This window comes from Methylobacterium segetis (assembly GCF_004348265.1).
Lineage (GTDB): Bacteria > Pseudomonadota > Alphaproteobacteria > Rhizobiales > Beijerinckiaceae > Methylobacterium > Methylobacterium segetis.
The window spans coordinates 36,857-52,997 of sequence record NZ_SMNT01000014.1 but is presented as its reverse complement, the minus strand read 5'-3'; the positions used below and the strand labels follow the sequence as shown (position 1 = coordinate 52,997).

Genomic DNA, 16,141 nt, shown 5'->3' with positions numbered 1-16,141 from the left:
CATCGTCGGCCGCGTCGCTAGACTATCATCGCAGCGGAGCGTTAGCGCTTGGCAGAATTGACAAACCTGATACCATTCTCGCCATGAGCACAGCCACGACAATTTTAGCGCTTGATGGGGTGTTCGATACTGGGCTTGCGGCGTTTCAGGACACCTTAGCGACGGCGCGCGACTTGGCGCCCCCCGCCTTGCGTGAAAGTTTGAACTCGTCGGTTTCCAGCATTCGTCGCGCAACACGTACAGCGCACGGCCTCGCAATCCCTACGGTTCGGGCCGACGCCCTCCCGACTCCCGGCTTTGTCTTCGTGCCGGCATTGGGAGCGAAGACGGAGGAAGGCATTGCCGACGCCCTTGCTCATCCCGATGTAAAGCGAGCTGTCGAACTATTGCGAACCTGGCAGGCAAATGGTGCGACTATCGCTGCTGCTTGTACGGGGACATTCGTCCTCGCTGAGACGGGATTGTTAGACAAACAAGAGGCCGCCACCAGTTGGTGGCTCGCACCTTTCTTTAGAGCCCGGTATCCCAGCGTTGCACTCGATGACAGCCGTGCGCTGGTGGGTAACGACAGGGTCGTTACCGCAGGCGCGGTGCTCGCACATTTCGATTTGGCGCTCTGGTTCGTTCGTCAGCGGAGCCCCGAACTGGCCGACACCGTCGCTCGCTACCTAATGCTCGATCCTCGCTCGCCTCAAGCCACCTATGCCATCCCGGATCATTTGCGCCACGCCGACCACCTGGTGATGCTCTTCGAGAAGTGGGCGCGTGAAAACCTCGATACGGGCTTTTCCTTGGAGCAGGCCGCGGCCTTTGTCGGGACAAGTGAACGAACTCTGTCCCGCAGAATCAATATGGTGCTGGGCCGCTCTCCATTGTCTTATTTCCAGAGCCTGCGCGTTGAACGAGCGGCTTATCTCCTGAGGACGACCAAATTGGGAATGGATGAGATCGCAGCCCGCACCGGCTATGATAATGCAGCCACTCTCCGCACTCTGCTACGTCGTAAGACTGGCCGCACCGCCTCAGAAATTCGCCGGACGAACCATTTAGGAGTGCAGGATTAGAGCCGTGCCCGAGCGGTTTGGGACGGCTGGAGGGTCGGGACGTTGAGGGGTGAAGGAGGATGGCGATGCCTTCACCTTTGTCCGTCGATTTATGTCGACCACCCCGTGATCCGCACCGGTTTTGCTCGTCATGATGTGCGGGAAGCGCAGGTAATCGTCGAGCGAGAGCGGCGGCGCGACCCCGAGCAGCTCCGGGTTGAACAGGCACAGGTAGCCGAAGCGGTAGAGGGCGCGGACCTTGTGATGCGCCTGGCCCTCCGTCAGGACCCCGACCGCCAGGTCGACTTGGTCCGCATCGAGCTCCCCCAGCACGCTGCCGTAGTCGAGGGCGCGCAGCCTGAGGCTGATGCCGGGCGCCTCGCGTCCCAGGAGGGCCAGCAACCGGGGGATGAGATACGCCTCGACGCTGCCCGGCACCGCGAGGGTGAAACCGCGCTCGACCGTGGCAGGATCGAAGGAATCCTCGCGGAGGACGATGCACTGGAACTGGCGGACCGCCGACCGGACGGGCTCGACCAGGGCGACCGCCCGCGGGGTCAGCCGCATGCCGTCCGGGGCCCGCGTCAGCAACTCGTCGCCGAGCAGCTTCCTCAGTCGGCCGAGGCTGCTGCTCATGGCCGACTGGCCGACGTTCAGGTGGCCCGCCGCACGGGTGACGCTGCGCTCGGTCAGGAGCGCGTCGAGGGCCACGAGCAGGTGAGGTCGATCCCGGCGAGGTCGCGATGCTTGACCGTCATGGTCGCCCGCGCCCATCGGCAGGGGCGCCCGAGCCGGCATGCGGCAACAGCGCGAGGGACGCCTCGGCGATGCGCTCAAGCTCCGCCCGCGCGGCACCGTCCCGCGCCTGGACCGACAGGCCCTGCAGCAGCGTGTTGAAGGTCGAGGCCAGCGTCGCGACGTCGGTCCCGAGCGGCAGGTCGCCGGCGTCGAGGGCCCGCTCGAAGCGCTTGCGGAAGTTGGTTCGGCTGACCTCCCGCAACGCCCTCAAGGCGTCGTGGACGTCCTGTGCCTCGGGCGAGACGTTCGCCGTGCCCAGGACGACCATGCAGCCGCAGGGCGCATCGAGGGAGGTCAACACGGCGGCCGCCTCGGTCATGAACCTCCCCACCGCGACGCGAAGGTTCGGCTCCTCGTCGAGGAGCCTCCAGGGGGCCGCCCAATAGGTGGTCTCGTAATGCTCGACCGCCTCCATGAAGAGGGAGGCCTTGTTGCCGAAGGCCGCATAGAGGCTCGGCGGATTGATCCCCATGGCGGAGCAGAGCTCGCCCATGGTCGCCGGCTCGTAGCCACGCTTCCAGAACACCTCCAGTGCGCTGTGCAGGGCCTGGGCCCGGTCGAAGGTGCGCGGCCGTCCCTTGCTCCTGTGCGACGTGATCGCGGTCATCGCATCCTCGGTGTGCTGGCGCACATGAGCCCTCGGACGGGCCCGCTGCGGGTTGACGGCGTGTAACGCCCGTTACAGATATAACGTCAGTAACGCCCGTTACAATAATCGATTCCGAGACGATGTCAGCGTCGTGACCACCGGTCCGGCGCAACGGAGACCCTTGCCCGATGGCCAAGCTTTTCGAGCCCGTGACCCTGCGCGACGTGAACCTGCGCAACCGCCTCGCCGTCCCGCCCATGTGCCAGTACCAGGCCGAAGACGGGTTCGTGACGACCTACCATACCGTGCACTACGGAAAGCTCGCGCTCGGCGGCTTCGGCCTCGTCATCGTCGAGGCGACCGCCGTCTCGCCGGAGGCGCGCATCACCCACGGTGACGTGGGCCTCTGGCGGGACGAGCAGGTCGAGGGGCTCGCCGGCATCGCGGCCTTCATGAAGGCGCAGGGTGCGGTACCCGGCATCCAACTCGCCCACGCGGGTCCGAAGGCCAGCATGCAGCGCCCCTACCACGGCGACGGTCCCCTGAACGAGGCCGACATCGCCCGCGGCGACCGGCCCTGGGCCATCGTGTCCGCAAGCGCCCAGGCCGTCGACCAGGGCTGGCTGGTCCCGGAGGCGCTCGACGCCGCCGGCGTCGATAAGGTGAAGGCGGACTTCGCCGCCGCCGCCCGGCGCGCCCTGAAGGCCGGCTTCGAGGTCGTGGAGCTGCACTGCGCCCACGGCTACCTGCTAAACTCCTTCCTCTCGCCGCTGACCAACCACCGCACGGACGCCTACGGCGGGAGCCGCGAGAACCGCTTCCGGCTGCCGCTGGAGATCGCCCGGGAACTGCGCGCGATCTGGCCGGTCGACAAGCCGTTGTTCGTGCGGGTCTCGGCGGTCGACGGCTTGAAGACGGGCGTGACCATCGAGGACACGGTCGCCTTCGCCGAGGCCCTGAAGGCGGTCGGCGTCGACGTGGTCGACGTCTCCTCGGGAGGCGTCGGCGTCACCTACGAGCACCCGAGCGGCTACGGCCACCAGGTGCCCTACGCCGAGCGGGTCAGGCGTGACACTGGCCTCAAGACCATGGCGGTCGGCCTGATCGTCGACCCGTTCCAGGCCGAGCAGGTCGTGGCCGAGGGGCACGCCGACCTCGTCGCCATCGGCCGCGAGGCGCTGCGCAACCCGAACTTCGCGCTCGACGCCGAGCAGGCGCTCGGGGCCGCCCCGCAGGATGCGCCGTACGAGAGCTGGGTGCCCCAACTCGGCTGGTGGCTGAACGGGCGCGAACGGAAGCTCCGCCGGCTCGGCGCCTGGTCGAACGGCGAGGACGTGGCGGCTTGAGCCTCCGGGCGGGGACGCACCGTGACGGCTGCCCCCGCCTCAGGACCCGCGTTCACGGCTGAACCGGGACGTCGTGAAGTCGAGGAACGAGCGGAGCTTCGGCGTGATGCGGCGGTCCGGCGCGTACAGGATATGGAGGGGCCGTTCCGAGCGCCATTCCGCCAGGACGCGGACCAGCCGGCCGGATGCGAGGTCGTCCGCGAGGAGCTCCTCGGCATGATGGATCACGCCCATCCCGGCCAAGGCTGCCTGCCGCAGGGCGTGGCCGCTGTTGGCGGAGAACCGCGACCCGATGGGCACGACGACCTCGCCCTCGTCGCCGTGGAACGTCCAGCGTTCCTCCAGCGCCGAGCCGGAGAAGCCGAGGCATGCATGCCGGGCGAGGTCGCTCGGGTGCCGAGGCCGCCCGTGCCGCTCCAGGTAAGCCGGAGACGCGCACGGGATCAGGTTCAGGGGACGGCACGAGCGCCGCCCCCGCGTGGATCAAGGCCGCCGCCTGAGGGCTCCCGTCCAGACGTCCTCCCGCCGGGCATCCCCGGCGGGAGGTTTCCGCGCCCTTCCCGGGGCGTACACCATCGAGGAGAACGACCATGAGCCGCATCGTACGCTTCCACGAGACCGGCGGTCCCGAGGTCCTCAAGGTCGAGGATGTCGCGGTCCCCGCGCCCAAGGCCGGCGAGGTCCAGATCCGGGTGAAGGCCATGGGCCTGAACCGGGCCGAGGTCATGTTCCGCACCGGCCAGTACGTCACCCGGCCGACCTTCCCGGCCATCCTAGGCTACGAGGCCGCCGGCACCGTCGAGGCCGTCGGGCCCGACGTCGCCGGCTTCGCGGTCGGCGATGCGGTCAGCGTCGTGCCCTGCTTCATGCTCGGTGACTACGGTCTGCACGGCGAGCTCGTGAACGCCCCGGCCTTCGGCGTGGTGAAGCACCCAGAGAACCTGTCCTGGGAGGAGGCTGCGGCCACCTGGATGATGTTCGTGACCGCCTACGGCGCGCTCGTCGACATCGCGAACGTCCAGGCCGGCCAGACCGTGCTGATCCGCGCCGCCTCCAGCAGCGTGGGCTTGGCCGCCATCCAGATCGTCAACGCCCTCGGGGCCACCCCGGTCGCCCTGACCCGTCGGAGCGCCAAGCGTGACGAACTCCTGAAGCACGGGGCGGCCCACGTCATCGCCACCGAGGAGCAGGACCTCGTCGCCGAGGTGAACCGCATCACCGAGGGCAAGGGCGCCAACGTCGCCTTCGACCCGGTCGGCGGACCGGAGGTCGCCAAGATCCTCGACGCGCTCGGCTACCTCGGCATCTTCTTCCAGTACGGCGCCCTCGACACGACGCCGTTGGCGGTCCCGGTCATGCCGCTGCTAGGCAAGGACCTGACGGTGCGCGGCTACCAGCTCTTCGAGATCACCAAGGACCCGGCGCGCTTGGAGAGGGCCAAGGACTACATCGTGAAGGGGGTTGCCTCGGGCGCGCTGAAGCCGGTGGTCGCCAAGACCTTCACGCTCGACCAGATCGTCGAGGCGCACCGATTCATGGAGAGCAACGAGCAGGTCGGCAAGATCGTCGTCACCGCCTGAGCGGGAGGCGCCGAGGGGACAGGCCCGGCGGGATGCGCATGGGCCGCCCCTCGTCCGGCTCATAGGTCGACCGGACGCGAGTGGCTACGGAAGACATCGGCGATTTCGCCCCGGCCCCGGGACCCAGGGTAAACACCGACCATGCTCCCGACCGGCCTCCGGAGTTTCCTGGAGCGCGACCCGCCGCGCCTGCGGTTCGGCCTCGCCACGGCGGCCGCGGCGTGGCTCGCCATCGTCCTTGCGGCTGCGCTCGACCTGCCGAACGGGCACTGGGCCGGCGTGACCGTGCTCACGGTCTCGCAGCCGACCCGAGGGCTGCTCTTCGAGAAGTGCCTCTGGCGCCTCGTCGGCACGACCGCGGGCGCGCTGGTCGGCATCGGCCTGCTCGCCGCCTTCGCGACCCACCCGGCGGCGGCGCTCGTCGGCTTGACGGCTTGGCTTGCGTGCTGCGCGGGCATGTCCGCCCTCGTCCGGCACTTCCGCAGCTACGGGGCGGTGCTGGCCGGCTATACCTGCGCCATCGTCGCCCTGATCGACTTCGACCATCCGGCCTCGGTTCAGCACATCGCCTTCGGTCGCATCGCCTGCACGGTCATCGCGGCGTCCTTGCGGCCACCGCCGTGACCGGCCTGCTGATGCCGCGCTCGGGGCGGCGCTCGCTCCTCGACCGCGCACGGCAGTCGGGCGCCGAGCTTCTGGAGCGCTGCTCAGGTCTGCTCACGGGTTCCCTGGGCGCAGCGGACCAGGGCGCGCTGCTGGCCGTCGTAGCCCGGCTCGGCGACCTCGACGTGGAGGCCGACGAAGTCCTCGACGGCGCTCCGGGCGCACGCTGGCGCAAGCGACGCCTGCGCAACCTCCTGGCCTCGCTCCTCCTCGTGGCCTCGCGTACCCGGGCGCTCGCGCGGTCCGACGATCCGGTACAGGCGCAGGCGCCGCCGGAACTGAAAGCCCTCCTGGGTCAAGCCGCCCTCCGATTCCGGTATAAGGACTTTCCCGGGTCGGTCCCTCTCGCGTCCGCCGATGGCCGACCAGCCGTGGCCGACACCCGAGCCGCCCTGACCGCGGCCCTTGCGGATCTCCGCGACCTTGAGCGGGCGCCGGTCGTGGGGAATGGACCCGCCCGCCTCGAAACGCCCTTGGATTGGCAGGGGGCGGCGCGTGCCGCGACCCGGACGACACTTTGCGTCTTGCCGATGGGCCTCGCGTGGCTCGCGACCGGCTGGGCCGCCGGCTCGCTCATGCTGCTGGGCACCTGCGTGTTCGTGACCTTGCTCTCGGCGAACGAGCTCGGGGCCGCGATGATCCGACGTATCGTGCTCGGCGTGCTTGCGGGCATCGGCCTCGCCCTGGCGTTCCGCGCGTTCGTGCTGCCGCACCCGGCCGGTCTGACGGTTCTCCTCCTCGCCCTCGTGCCGGTCCTCTGCGTCACGGCGGCCGGGCTCACCTTCAGGCTGACGGCGGTGAGCACCGTCGAGTTCAACAACTTCTTCCTCATGATGAGCCAGCCGACGCATCTGACGCCCCTCGGCCCGCCTCTGGCGCATCAGGGCCTTGCCATGCTCGTCGGCATCGGGGTGGCCGCCCTGGCCCTCCACCTCGTCATGCCGCTGGACATCGAGCGGAGGAAGCGGCGCTTGCGCCAGGCGCTCGCGGGCGACTTGGCCGAACTTGCCGGAGGCGCATCGGGCAAGCGGCGCGCGAACTGGGAAGCACGTACCCTTTCGCGAGGCCTGCGACTGCTCGCCGGACGGGGACGGCGTGACCGGACCGCGGACGCGGAGGACGTCCTCAACATGCTCGAACGTGGGCGGACACTACGTGCTCCGTCGGACGCGTTCGAGGGGCGCGACCCCTCTGTTCGAAGCGTCGCCTAGTTACCCATATCGAGATGCCGTGAGCCAGAATCGGCCCAAGCCGTGCCGGTCGACGCGCTGCGCCACCGTGGCTTAGGTCGCAATCTGACGCCTCATGCTCCGGCTGCGGCGAGCTTGTGCCGCCGTCCGAGCCGGTGCCTATCCGCAAGCGCCGCCATGGCCTCGTTGGCGGCCCTTTGCCCGCTGTCGTGGGCGCCGTGCGCCGTTGTGAAGTCGAACGGGTGCGTCGCCTCGCCGGCGAAGAAGAGGCAGTCCTCGAAAGGCCGGGCCAAACGTGCCCGCGCATCGGATCGGCCCGGCAAGGCGCAGCTATACGCGCCGCCGATGGCCTGCATCCGGCTCCACGACGTCGCCGCCAGCGGCCGGATGGCCGCCGACACGTCGCTGCCGAACAGGGCGACCAACTGAGCCGACACGTACGCGAAGCCGGCGGCCGGGCCCTCCTCCTCCAGAATGCGAGCACCGTCACCCCCGAGGAACGCCTCGATGATCGGCCAGCCGTTGGGTCGGATCGAGTAGGAGGCAGACCTCGGGTCGCGCAGGTTGCCGTAGGCATGTGCGGCCGGCTCGAATGCGGCGTCGCACCCGATCTCCAAGAAGACCTTCTCGTTCCGCCCGAGCGGCAGTGAGGCGGCCGCCTCGCGCCAGGGGTCGACCCCGGCGGGAAGGCGAATGGCGTCGCCGGCCAGGACCCCGGTCGAGACCGTGAGGATGGCGGCTCGGGCGCGAACGGTGCCGGCCCGCGTCGAGACGGCGACGCCGTCGACCGTCAGGTCGATCCGCTCGACGGGAGTGGCCAGGCGCAGCGCCGCCGCAGGCGGCAGGCTGGCCGCGACCAGGGTGCCGTAGCCGAGCGGCAGGTTCCAGTTCCGACCCGTGGAGGCATCGTCGTAGGCCATGTAGTCGGTGGCGGAGATGCGTTCGGGCGCGAGCCCGCTCATGAAGCCGGCGATGGCCCGCACGTAGGCGTTCCACTCACCCCCGGGCTCCAGGGCATCGCTCGCCTGGTCGCTGCCCTGCGCGACCGCCCGGAGCCGCTCCTCCCATTCGCCGAACGCCTTCCGGGCCGCCTCCTCCTCGTCCTCGTCCCAGGCGATGCCGGGATGCGCCTTCCCCCACGGCGGATCGCTTCGGTCGACCGGGAAGCCGGACGCCTCGGCGATGCTGACCCAGGCGTTGCGGTCGCCCGAATGGAGCCACTCGCAGCCTAGGTCGAGCGGATACCCGGCGAGATCCTGCGTGAAGGCGCGGCCGCCAAGGCGCGCTGACGCCTCAAGCAGCAGCACCGCTTTGCCGTTGGCCGTGAGCCGGCGCGCCGCGCCGATCCCGGCAGCGCCTCCCCCCACGATGATGACATCGTACTCGTTGTGCATGCGCCGAAGGTGAGATCGGGCATCGCGCGGGACAAGCGGCAGGGCCTGCAGGGGCGGCCATCGTTGGAAGCGGGCAGGCGCTCGGCCGGCCCTTCAGCCAGTCGACGATCCCGGCTTCAGCCGGCTTTGCGGGCATACCGCCCCTCGTCCCGCGATACGAAATACCGGCCGTGAAAGACGCGTACGTCCATCTTCTTCTTAAACGTACCCGGCGTGAGGGGCTCCTTGTGCAGGGTGGCGCCGCGTAGCGTCACGGCCCGGAGCTCCGGCAGGATCTCGGTCGGCGTCAGGAGGCCCCGCTCGACGAGGAGGTCGGCTATCTCCTGCATGACGCGGTCCCAGAATTCCTGGGCGCGGAAGCGGTCGAACTGGTTCTCGACCTTCCGGAGGCGAGCCTAGACGCGGGCGGCTTCGGTCTCAGGATCATGTAGCCTCCCGGCTCGACAATTCCGCGCAGCGACCGCTTTAGAGCGAAGAGCGGCCATTTGAGCGGTTATCGTAGAAGGTCCGGAATTGGCGCGATCCAGACCTATGATTTGGGGTTCTGCGAGGTCAGTTTCCCGGGTGCTTTTTGAGTTGGCCGGACGGGGCAATGGGCGCGACCCAGATCCATAGCCCGGGCTGCTGCGGCATCCGCTTTCACGATGCTTCATCCGTGGGAGGCCCGATGGCGACCGTGGGCGTACATGCTCCTGAGCGGCCATATACCGCTCGGCACCTGCCCTTAGGCGCCTTTCGATTGCGCGCTGCCATGACATTGCTCACAGCTTCAGCGGCTTTGGACGCTTCACAGCATCCGATCTGAAAGTACGAATTAAGGGCTGGATGTTTAGCAATGCCTGCTTGCAGTGGACCAAAGCTTTTCGAGGTCAAGGCTGGTGTAACGAACCTTCACGATCTCGCGGTATAATATAGCAGCCTCAATCTCTTGCGAACCGCCATAGGCAGCCTCGGTACCCCCGTTGGCCCAGCCACCTAGGAGGCGCGCCGCTTCATCCGATACTCCCGCGAGGCGCATCGCATCGCGGAAATTGTGACGGAATGAGTGGAAGTTCTTGCGGGCGTGTTTGATGCCGATGTGGTCGAGGAAGCGCGCGAACCATTTTGAGAAGTTGTCGCTGGCGTAGCCGGTGCTAGCCACCGCGATCTCAGGAAAAAGGCGTGACCCAGGGCCGGCTTGGCGGACGCGAAATACGAGGTTATCGAGGCCGTGCCGGACCAATTCGGGATGCAGTGGTATAAGCCGTTGGCCTGCTTCGGTCTTGACGCGCTTTGTGCCGTCGTTAGTCGCCTGAACGCGAAAGACCAGGTAGCCCCCAATCTCGGCCACGTCGGACTCGTCTAGCTGGCAAATCTCATTCAGACGCATACCCGAGAACAGGGCGATGAGCGGCACCCAAAAGCGTCCTCGGCGTGGTCGGTTCGGTCCCGGCTCCGCGTAGCCATGCTCGTCGTTCTCACAACCGGAATAGAGCGGGGCCGAGAAGATCCGTTTTAGGTCTTCGTCGTTGAACGGAAGGCGCCGGTCCTTAGCCCTCAATCTATCGGACGGGAGCCTGAGGCCGGCCGACGGGTTTCGCGCGATCAGGTGCTCCCGAACCGCGAACTCCATCAAGCCCGTGAATGCGTTTAGGTAGGAGTTGGCCGTCAAGGCGGACATCGGCCGGCCAAGCTTCTCGGGTGGCAGCTTCAGGACGGTTGCCACGGGCATGTCCTTGAACCGCTTGGTCATGTTGGCAGGCAGTCGAGACACCGCGTCGAGTAGCAACCGCGCGCGTTCTCGGTCGATCTCGCATACCCGCGTCTCAGCCCCGAGCACATCCTTGAAGAGCCGCGCCTGAGCAGCCCGCTTCAGCTTCGTCTTGGGTGAACCGGGTGCCTTAGAAAGGTCGCGCTCTCGCCGATCGAGCAAATCTGAGAGCGTCACGTTTGCACCCGGTTGCAATGCCGTTTCGGCGGTCAATTGGTCGAACCGCGGGTTCTGTCCAAGATGCGTACCCGTGAACCGGTTGATGAGGCGCTTGTCACGCTCGATCAGCGCCTCATGCATGAGCTGATACAGACGTCGGAACGCCTCAGAATTCACCTCGTAGGCGAGCCCCTGTTCGGTCAGAAACCTGCGGGTGATGCTCACGACGTACCCGGAGGTGTTTGTATCGTCGGGATCGGTGAGAGCCCGGAAATCTTCAAGCCGGTTCTCCGCGGCTGCTTCAGCCGGACCGATGACGGCATCCTGCTTCTGTGATCGAACGAACCACAGCGTGACGAGAGACCATAGGTCGGCGTCGTTCAGTTCGTTCTGCAGCGCGGCAGGTCTACCCCCAATCGCGCTTGGCGATTTGCGCCGGGCCTCATCGAACTCCGCTTGTGTCTTGAGCCGTTCGAGTGTGAGGCGGCGCTTCGCTTCGACAGGGTCGGAAGTTCGCAGTGATCGGCGCACCTCACGTTTGCCAATCAATGGCCGGAGGTCGTCAGGCACGCGAACACGGAGCCAGTAGACCGACCCGCGGCGCTGGAGGTGTTCTGATCGGCGCGACAAAATCGTGGGCCTCAGTGTACCATCTCTGTGTACCAGAGAGCGCTGAGAAACCCTTGCGAGTAAAGAACTTTCTTACCTACCAATCCCTTGTGGAGGGTTTGGTGGAGCTGAGGGGATTCGAACCCCTGACCTCCGCAGTGCGATTGCGGCGCTCTCCCATCTGAGCTACAGCCCCGTCGAGGCGCCGGCCTTGTAGGCTTGGGCCCCTCAGCCTGTCAATTCCCGAATCTCGCTGCCCTCCCGCCGCGCGCGGTTCGGGTGCGGGCCGACGAGGACATCAGATCCCCGCATGAACGCCTTCATCTGGCTCTTCGACACCGTCGTTCAGCTCTTCATCTACGTCCTCATCGCCAGTGCCGTGCTGAGCTGGCTCGTGGCCTTCAACGTGGTGAACGTGCGCAACCCGATCGTCGCCCAGATCGGCGAGGTGCTCTACCGCATCACGGAGCCCGTGCTGCGGCCGATCCGCAACCTCCTGCCGAACCTCGGCGGCATCGACATCTCGCCGATCATCCTGATCCTGCTGCTGCTCTTCGCGAGCCGGCTGCTGCACGAGTTCGTGCCGACGCAGACCACCGTCTACACCCGCTGAGCCGGCATCCCCGAAGGACGAGACGACCCGCCCCATGAAGACCAATCCCGGCCGCTTCTTCGAGGATTTCCGCCTCGGCGAGACCATCCGCCACGCGACGCCCCGCACCGTCACCACGGGCGACGTCGCGCTCTACACCGCGCTCTACGGGCCGCGCTTCGCCGTGCAATCGTCGGACGCCTTCGCCCGCGCCGTCGGCTACCCGCAGAGCCCGCTGGACGACCTCCTGACCTTCCACGTCGTGTTCGGCAAGACCGTGCCCGACATCTCCTTGAACGCGCTCGCCAATCTCGGCTACGCCGAGGGCGGGTTCCGGCGCCCGGTCTACCCGGGCGAGACGCTCTCGACCGTCTCCGAGGTGATCGGCCTGAAGGAGAGCTCGAACCGGCAGACGGGCGTCGTCTACGTGCGCTCGGTGGGCTCGGACGCCCGGGGCGAGACGGTGCTGAGCTATTGCCGCTGGGTCCTGGTGCGCAAGCGCGATCCCGAGGCGAAGGTCGCCGAGGAGCACGTGCCGAGCCTCGCCAAGGTGGTGGATCCGGCCGACCTCGCGGGGGCGCTGCCGCCGATCGACCGCGCGGCCTACGATGTCGATCTCGCCGGCAGCCCCTACCGCTTCGGCGACTACACGGCGGGCGAGCGGATCGACCATGTCGACGGCATGACCGTCGAGGAGGCCGAGCACCAGATCGCGACGCGGCTGTTCCAAAACACGGCCAAGGTGCATTTCGACGCGTTTGCCACCAAGGAGACCCGGTTCGGCCGGCGCCTGATCTATGGCGGCCACGTCATCTCGCTGGCGCGCGCCTTGAGTTTCAACGGGTTAGCCAACGCGTTCGCGATGGCCGGGATCAATGCGGGCCGCCACGTCGCGCCGCTGTTTGCCGGCGACACGGTCTATGCCTGGAGCGAGGTGGTGGAGACGGCGGACCTGCCGGGCCGCGACGATGTCGGCCTGCTGCGGCTGCGGACGGTCGCCACCAAGAACCAGCCCTGCGGCGCCTTCCCCGACCGGCAGGGCGAGGGCTACGACCCGGCCGTGATCCTCGACCTCGATTACTGGGCCTTCATGCCCAAATAATCGCGCCGACGCGATGATGCCCGGATGATCGCGCTCGCGACGCGATCGCGTTTCGCGGCCCCCGCGCGTAGATCGCGATCATCCCCTCAGCCCGGCGCGAGCAGGCCGAGCACGGCCTGCCGCAGGGGGTTTGCCGGGTCCGAGAGGAGCCGCAGCGCCATCGCGCAGGCGATGGTGACGAGGAGCGGGCGGATCAGCCGGGCGCCGAGGCGTAACGCCAGCATCGAGCCGACCTGCGCGCCGAGGAAGGCGCCCGCCGCCATGGCGAGGCCGATAGACCAGACCACGTGGCCGGAGGCGGCGAACAGGGCGAGGCTGCCGAGGTTGCTCGCGGCGTTGGCGAGCTTGGTGTGGGCGGTGGCGCGCACCACGCCGAGGCCGAGGAGCGTGACGAAGCCGACCATGTAGAAGGCCCCCGCCCCCGGCCCGAACACGCCGTCGTAGAAGCCGACCGCGGGCGCGAGGCTGAGCGCGAAGGCCGCGGGCGTCAGCCGGGCGGTGGCGTCCTCGCTCGACATGCGCTTGGCGGTGGCGAAGTAGAGGGCCATTCCGATCAGCAGCACGGGCACCGCGGCATCGAGCACGGCGCGGGGCAGGAGGCTGACGCAGAGGGCGCCGAGAATCGAGGCCCCGCCCGCCATCACGGCGATCGGCCACGCCCGCGGCCAGTCGATCAGGCCGCGCCGGGCGAAGGCGAGGGTCGCCGAGCCGGAGCCGGCGCTGCTCTGCAGCTTGTTCGTCGCGATGGCGCTGACCGGATCGAGCCCCGACAGGATCAGCGCCGGCATGGTGATGAGCCCGCCCCCGCCCGCGATCGCGTCGACGCAGCCCGCCGCGACCGCGACCGCGAAGAGGCCGGCGATCAAGTCCCACTCGACGCCCCCGATCACGATGCCCCCTCCCCCTGCCCGGCCCGCACGCTCAGGCGCCCCCGGCGCGCGCCGCCGCGGGGCGGCCCGCCGGGGCGGTGCGGCCGCGGGTCCGGGCGGTGCGGCCGCGGGTCAGGACGGTGCGGGAGCGCCAAGGGCCGGGGATCGGCGTCTCGATGAGGGGCCAGGACTGCATCACGAACCGGATCATGCGGAGGCTGAGGAGGGCGAGGTGCGGGAGCGGAGCGCGGGCGCGAGACCCGGCCTCGTCCGGTGCGGCGGGCGGCCGTGGAGGGAGATGCCGTAGGAGCAATCGCCCGGCTTGAAAAGAGGCGGCCCTATGGGTCCCTGCCTTCGAGGCCGGCGCGCCCCGGCACGGGGCCGCCGAGGGCCTCCGGGTTCAGCTTGGCCGCCGCACGCCGCCGGGACAGGTGAGGCCGCCCCGGCTCGGGGCCGGGCCTCGTCGGCTCATCCAAGTAGAAATCCACTCCCTGCGGCCGAGTGCCGCGTGCGAATGCAGAATTGCCTCAGCACAGGTGTAGTCCCGGGCTTCAAGCTTGGCGATCGGCTTCAGAAAAGTTCACGGTTTAATCCTTGTTAAGGATACGTTCCCCTGCGCGCCCGGTTGGCACATCGGCTGAATGCGAGATGCGCAGCTTAGGGAGACGCTCACATGGCGACGATCTCGGGCACGGACGGTCCCAACACGCTCACCGGCACCAACGACGACGACATCATCCTCGGTCTTCTGGGCAACGACACGATCACGGATCCGGGCGGCTTCAACCGGATCGACGGTCAGGGTGGAAACGACACGATCACCGGCGGGAACGACCTCGATTACATCGCGGGCGGGCCAGGCGACGATACGATCTACGGTCGGGACGGCAACGATCAGATCATCGGCGAGGCCGGCAACGACACGATCTACGGCCAGGCGGGCGACGACTACGCCGCGGGCAATCCAGGTGACGACATCCTCTACGGCGGGACCGGCCGTGACTTCCTCGTCGGCGAAGCGGGTCGCGATCAGGTCTTCGGCGAGGACGGGAACGACTTCGTGGCGGGCGGCGACGACGACGACCTCGTCGATGGCGGTGCCGGCAACGACCTCGTCGACGGCGACCTCGGGAACGACACGCTCCTGGGCCGCGCCGGCAATGACACGCTGTTCGGCGATTTCGGCGACGATCGGATGACCGGCGGCCCCGGCGACGACATCCTCGATGGTGGTCCCGGACGCGACACCGCCGTGTTCGACTTCACCCTCGCCAGCGCAACGATCGATGCGCGGGGCACCCTCGCCGTCGTCGGCGGGTCGAGCGGCACGGACACCGTGAAGAACGTCGAGGTGTTCGAGTTCGCCGATCGCACCGTCGTGCAAGGCGACGGCAACGCGCTCGTGGACGACCTGTTCTATCTCAGCCACAACCCGGATGTGGCGGCGTCGGGTCTCGATGCGGAGGCGCATTTCGCCACGTTCGGCTGGAAGGAAGGGCGCGATCCGAACGCGTTCTTCGACACGGAAGGGTATCTCAACGCCTATGCCGACGTGAGGGCGGCCGGCATCAATCCGCTGGAGCACTACCTGACCTATGGCTGGAAGGAGGGCCGCGATCCCTCGGCCGAGTTCGACACCCGCGGCTACCTCGCGGCGAACCAGGATGTGGCCGCAGCCGGCATCAACCCGCTCGGGCATTACCTGGAATACGGGGCCGTCGAGGGTCGCACCCCGGTGAGCGACGGCACCTTCTTCCACTAGGATCGGGCGAGCAGCCGTCCCGGCTGAACCTCCGCAAAGACGGGAAGCTCCCGCGAAGCCCCGCAGCCTCCCGGCTACGGGGCTGACACGGCTGAGGCGGCATCCCGACCGGGTTGCCGCGCGGCCGGCAGCGGCAGGGTAGGCCAGGCACTCGGCCGGGGCGCCCCCCCCCCCCGCCGACAACCCCCCATCCCGGCGCCCGGCCTCAGGCGCCCTGGTGGCTCGGGTGGACCACCATCGAGCGGTAGCTCTCGATGATGTCCATGAACTCGTTGAACTCGCGGTCGGGGACGTTCAGCTGGTAGAGCGAGGTCCGGATCTCGGTCGCGACGATGTCGAACTCGCGGGGGCTCACGGTCAGGTGGGCGTGGCTCTCGCGCATGTCCCGGCCGGGGTAGCATTTCGGCCCGCCGGTCTGCTCCACGCTCCAAGCCGTGACCAGGAACTTGAAGCCGGCATGCCCGTTCTGGGCGTGGAACTCGGCCACCTTCGGGTTGGCATTGGCCGCGCCGTTCACGTAGAGCCGGTCGACGAGGTTGTCGACGGCGGCGGCGATGCCGTAGACCCCGCCGAGCCGCTCGTAGAGGCTGGCCTCCCGGGGCACGCCGCCCGTCAGCTGCTCCGGGATGTCGGTGATCACCTCGGTCATGGTCGTCTCCTCCTGTTCGGTCCGTTGGCGGACCTGTCGCGCGGGC

General features: G+C 68.2%; 17 protein-coding genes and 1 tRNA gene. 8 read left to right on the top strand and 10 right to left on the bottom strand.

The genetic code is table 11. The features are described 5' to 3' along the window. The first annotated feature begins 83 nt into the window (after positions 1-83). The gene (locus E1J50_RS05825; RefSeq protein WP_003601689.1) at positions 84-1,064 is read left to right on the top strand and encodes a GlxA family transcriptional regulator; all 981 of its coding nucleotides are present in this window, start codon (positions 84-86) and stop codon (positions 1,062-1,064) included. Here the strand turns inward: E1J50_RS05825 and E1J50_RS05820 are convergent. Next, entirely contained in the window at positions 1,047-1,754 is a 708-nt protein-coding gene (locus E1J50_RS05820) for a LysR family transcriptional regulator (protein ID WP_342635888.1), read from the bottom strand. The genes E1J50_RS05825 and E1J50_RS05820 overlap by 18 nt on opposite strands. A gap of 43 nt (positions 1,755-1,797) precedes the next feature. Beyond that, positions 1,798-2,448, bottom strand: a complete 651-nt coding sequence (locus E1J50_RS05815; RefSeq protein ID WP_132251330.1) for a TetR/AcrR family transcriptional regulator — start codon at positions 2,446-2,448, stop codon at positions 1,798-1,800. A 170-nt stretch (positions 2,449-2,618) separates the two neighbouring features. Between E1J50_RS05815 and E1J50_RS05810 the strand changes: the two genes are divergently transcribed. Continuing rightward, positions 2,619-3,776 carry an NADH:flavin oxidoreductase/NADH oxidase gene (locus tag E1J50_RS05810; protein WP_132251328.1) on the top strand — a complete coding sequence of 386 codons (1,158 nt, stop codon included), beginning with the start codon at positions 2,619-2,621 and terminating at the stop codon, positions 3,774-3,776. 39 nt (positions 3,777-3,815) lie between these two features. Here E1J50_RS05810 and E1J50_RS05805 read toward each other — a convergent pair whose 3' ends face one another. After that, positions 3,816-4,220 carry a LysR substrate-binding domain-containing protein gene (locus E1J50_RS05805; RefSeq protein ID WP_281024546.1) on the bottom strand — a complete coding sequence of 135 codons (405 nt, stop codon included), beginning with the start codon at positions 4,218-4,220 and terminating at the stop codon, positions 3,816-3,818. A gap of 146 nt (positions 4,221-4,366) precedes the next feature. Here E1J50_RS05805 and E1J50_RS05800 point away from each other — a divergent pair, with 146 nt between their 5' ends. From E1J50_RS05800 to E1J50_RS05790, 3 genes are all read left to right on the top strand, one after another. Next, positions 4,367-5,356, top strand: a complete 990-nt coding sequence (locus tag E1J50_RS05800; protein WP_132251326.1) for a zinc-dependent alcohol dehydrogenase family protein — start codon at positions 4,367-4,369, stop codon at positions 5,354-5,356. Between the two features lie 141 nt (positions 5,357-5,497). Continuing rightward, complete coding sequence (locus tag E1J50_RS28310; RefSeq protein WP_132251324.1) at positions 5,498-5,980, top strand: FUSC family protein; 483 nt, start codon at positions 5,498-5,500, stop codon at positions 5,978-5,980. Next, complete coding sequence (locus E1J50_RS05790; RefSeq protein ID WP_132251322.1) at positions 5,977-7,230, top strand: FUSC family protein; 1,254 nt, start codon at positions 5,977-5,979, stop codon at positions 7,228-7,230. Before E1J50_RS28310 ends, E1J50_RS05790 begins: the two co-directional genes overlap by 4 nt. A 92-nt stretch (positions 7,231-7,322) precedes the next feature. Here E1J50_RS05790 and E1J50_RS05785 read toward each other — a convergent pair whose 3' ends face one another. From E1J50_RS05785 to E1J50_RS05770, 4 genes are all read right to left on the bottom strand, one after another. Then, a complete protein-coding gene (locus tag E1J50_RS05785; protein ID WP_132251320.1) occupies positions 7,323-8,603 on the bottom strand; it encodes a flavin monoamine oxidase family protein in 1,281 nt (426 codons plus the stop codon). Between the two features lie 116 nt (positions 8,604-8,719). After that, a complete protein-coding gene (locus tag E1J50_RS05780; RefSeq protein WP_132251318.1) occupies positions 8,720-8,932 on the bottom strand; it encodes a hypothetical protein in 213 nt (70 codons plus the stop codon). A 500-nt stretch (positions 8,933-9,432) separates the two neighbouring features. Further along, positions 9,433-11,142: a DUF6538 domain-containing protein gene (locus E1J50_RS05775; protein WP_342635887.1), complete on the bottom strand. Its 1,710-nt coding sequence runs from the start codon at positions 11,140-11,142 to the stop codon at positions 9,433-9,435. A gap of 99 nt (positions 11,143-11,241) precedes the next feature. Beyond that, positions 11,242-11,317 (bottom strand) — tRNA-Ala (locus E1J50_RS05770). A gap of 114 nt (positions 11,318-11,431) precedes the next feature. Between E1J50_RS05770 and E1J50_RS05765 the strand changes: the two genes are divergently transcribed. Both E1J50_RS05765 and E1J50_RS05760 read left to right on the top strand, forming a co-directional pair. Then, positions 11,432-11,734, top strand: a complete 303-nt coding sequence (locus E1J50_RS05765; RefSeq protein WP_132251313.1) for a YggT family protein — start codon at positions 11,432-11,434, stop codon at positions 11,732-11,734. Between the two features lie 34 nt (positions 11,735-11,768). After that, complete coding sequence (locus E1J50_RS05760) at positions 11,769-12,815, top strand: MaoC family dehydratase (RefSeq protein ID WP_132251311.1); 1,047 nt, start codon at positions 11,769-11,771, stop codon at positions 12,813-12,815. Positions 12,816-12,901: 86 nt separating this feature from the next. Here E1J50_RS05760 and E1J50_RS05755 read toward each other — a convergent pair whose 3' ends face one another. Both E1J50_RS05755 and E1J50_RS27155 read right to left on the bottom strand, forming a co-directional pair. Further along, positions 12,902-13,705, bottom strand: coding sequence for a TSUP family transporter (locus E1J50_RS05755; protein ID WP_132251309.1), 804 nt, complete (start codon positions 13,703-13,705; stop codon positions 12,902-12,904). A gap of 31 nt (positions 13,706-13,736) precedes the next feature. Further along, a complete protein-coding gene (locus E1J50_RS27155) occupies positions 13,737-13,880 on the bottom strand; it encodes a hypothetical protein (protein ID WP_165937796.1) in 144 nt (47 codons plus the stop codon). Between the two features lie 477 nt (positions 13,881-14,357). Between E1J50_RS27155 and E1J50_RS05750 the strand changes: the two genes are divergently transcribed. Next, complete coding sequence (locus E1J50_RS05750; protein ID WP_132251307.1) at positions 14,358-15,446, top strand: calcium-binding protein; 1,089 nt, start codon at positions 14,358-14,360, stop codon at positions 15,444-15,446. Positions 15,447-15,651: 205 nt separating this feature from the next. Here E1J50_RS05750 and E1J50_RS05745 read toward each other — a convergent pair whose 3' ends face one another. Continuing rightward, complete coding sequence (locus tag E1J50_RS05745; RefSeq protein WP_132251305.1) at positions 15,652-16,095, bottom strand: group I truncated hemoglobin; 444 nt, start codon at positions 16,093-16,095, stop codon at positions 15,652-15,654. Positions 16,096-16,141: the final 46 nt, after the last annotated feature.

What these genes read in the sequence shown, in the direction of transcription:
- E1J50_RS05750 (WP_132251307.1), top strand. Translation starts at nt 14,358, where the DNA reads ATGGCGACGATCTCGGGCACGGACGGTCCCAACACGCTCACCGGCACC.
- E1J50_RS05800 (WP_132251326.1), top strand. Translation starts at nt 4,367, where the DNA reads ATGAGCCGCATCGTACGCTTCCACGAGACCGGCGGTCCCGAGGTCCTC.
- E1J50_RS05825 (WP_003601689.1), top strand. Translation starts at nt 84, where the DNA reads ATGAGCACAGCCACGACAATTTTAGCGCTTGATGGGGTGTTCGATACT.
- E1J50_RS05815 (WP_132251330.1), bottom strand. Translation starts at nt 2,448, where the DNA reads ATGACCGCGATCACGTCGCACAGGAGCAAGGGACGGCCGCGCACCTTC.
- E1J50_RS05780 (WP_132251318.1), bottom strand. Translation starts at nt 8,932, where the DNA reads ATGCAGGAGATAGCCGACCTCCTCGTCGAGCGGGGCCTCCTGACGCCG.
- E1J50_RS05785 (WP_132251320.1), bottom strand. Translation starts at nt 8,603, where the DNA reads ATGCACAACGAGTACGATGTCATCATCGTGGGGGGAGGCGCTGCCGGG.
- E1J50_RS28310 (WP_132251324.1), top strand. Translation starts at nt 5,498, where the DNA reads ATGCTCCCGACCGGCCTCCGGAGTTTCCTGGAGCGCGACCCGCCGCGC.
- E1J50_RS05745 (WP_132251305.1), bottom strand. Translation starts at nt 16,095, where the DNA reads ATGACCGAGGTGATCACCGACATCCCGGAGCAGCTGACGGGCGGCGTG.
- E1J50_RS05765 (WP_132251313.1), top strand. Translation starts at nt 11,432, where the DNA reads ATGAACGCCTTCATCTGGCTCTTCGACACCGTCGTTCAGCTCTTCATC.
- E1J50_RS05760 (WP_132251311.1), top strand. Translation starts at nt 11,769, where the DNA reads ATGAAGACCAATCCCGGCCGCTTCTTCGAGGATTTCCGCCTCGGCGAG.
- E1J50_RS05810 (WP_132251328.1), top strand. Translation starts at nt 2,619, where the DNA reads ATGGCCAAGCTTTTCGAGCCCGTGACCCTGCGCGACGTGAACCTGCGC.
- E1J50_RS27155 (WP_165937796.1), bottom strand. Translation starts at nt 13,880, where the DNA reads ATGCAGTCCTGGCCCCTCATCGAGACGCCGATCCCCGGCCCTTGGCGC.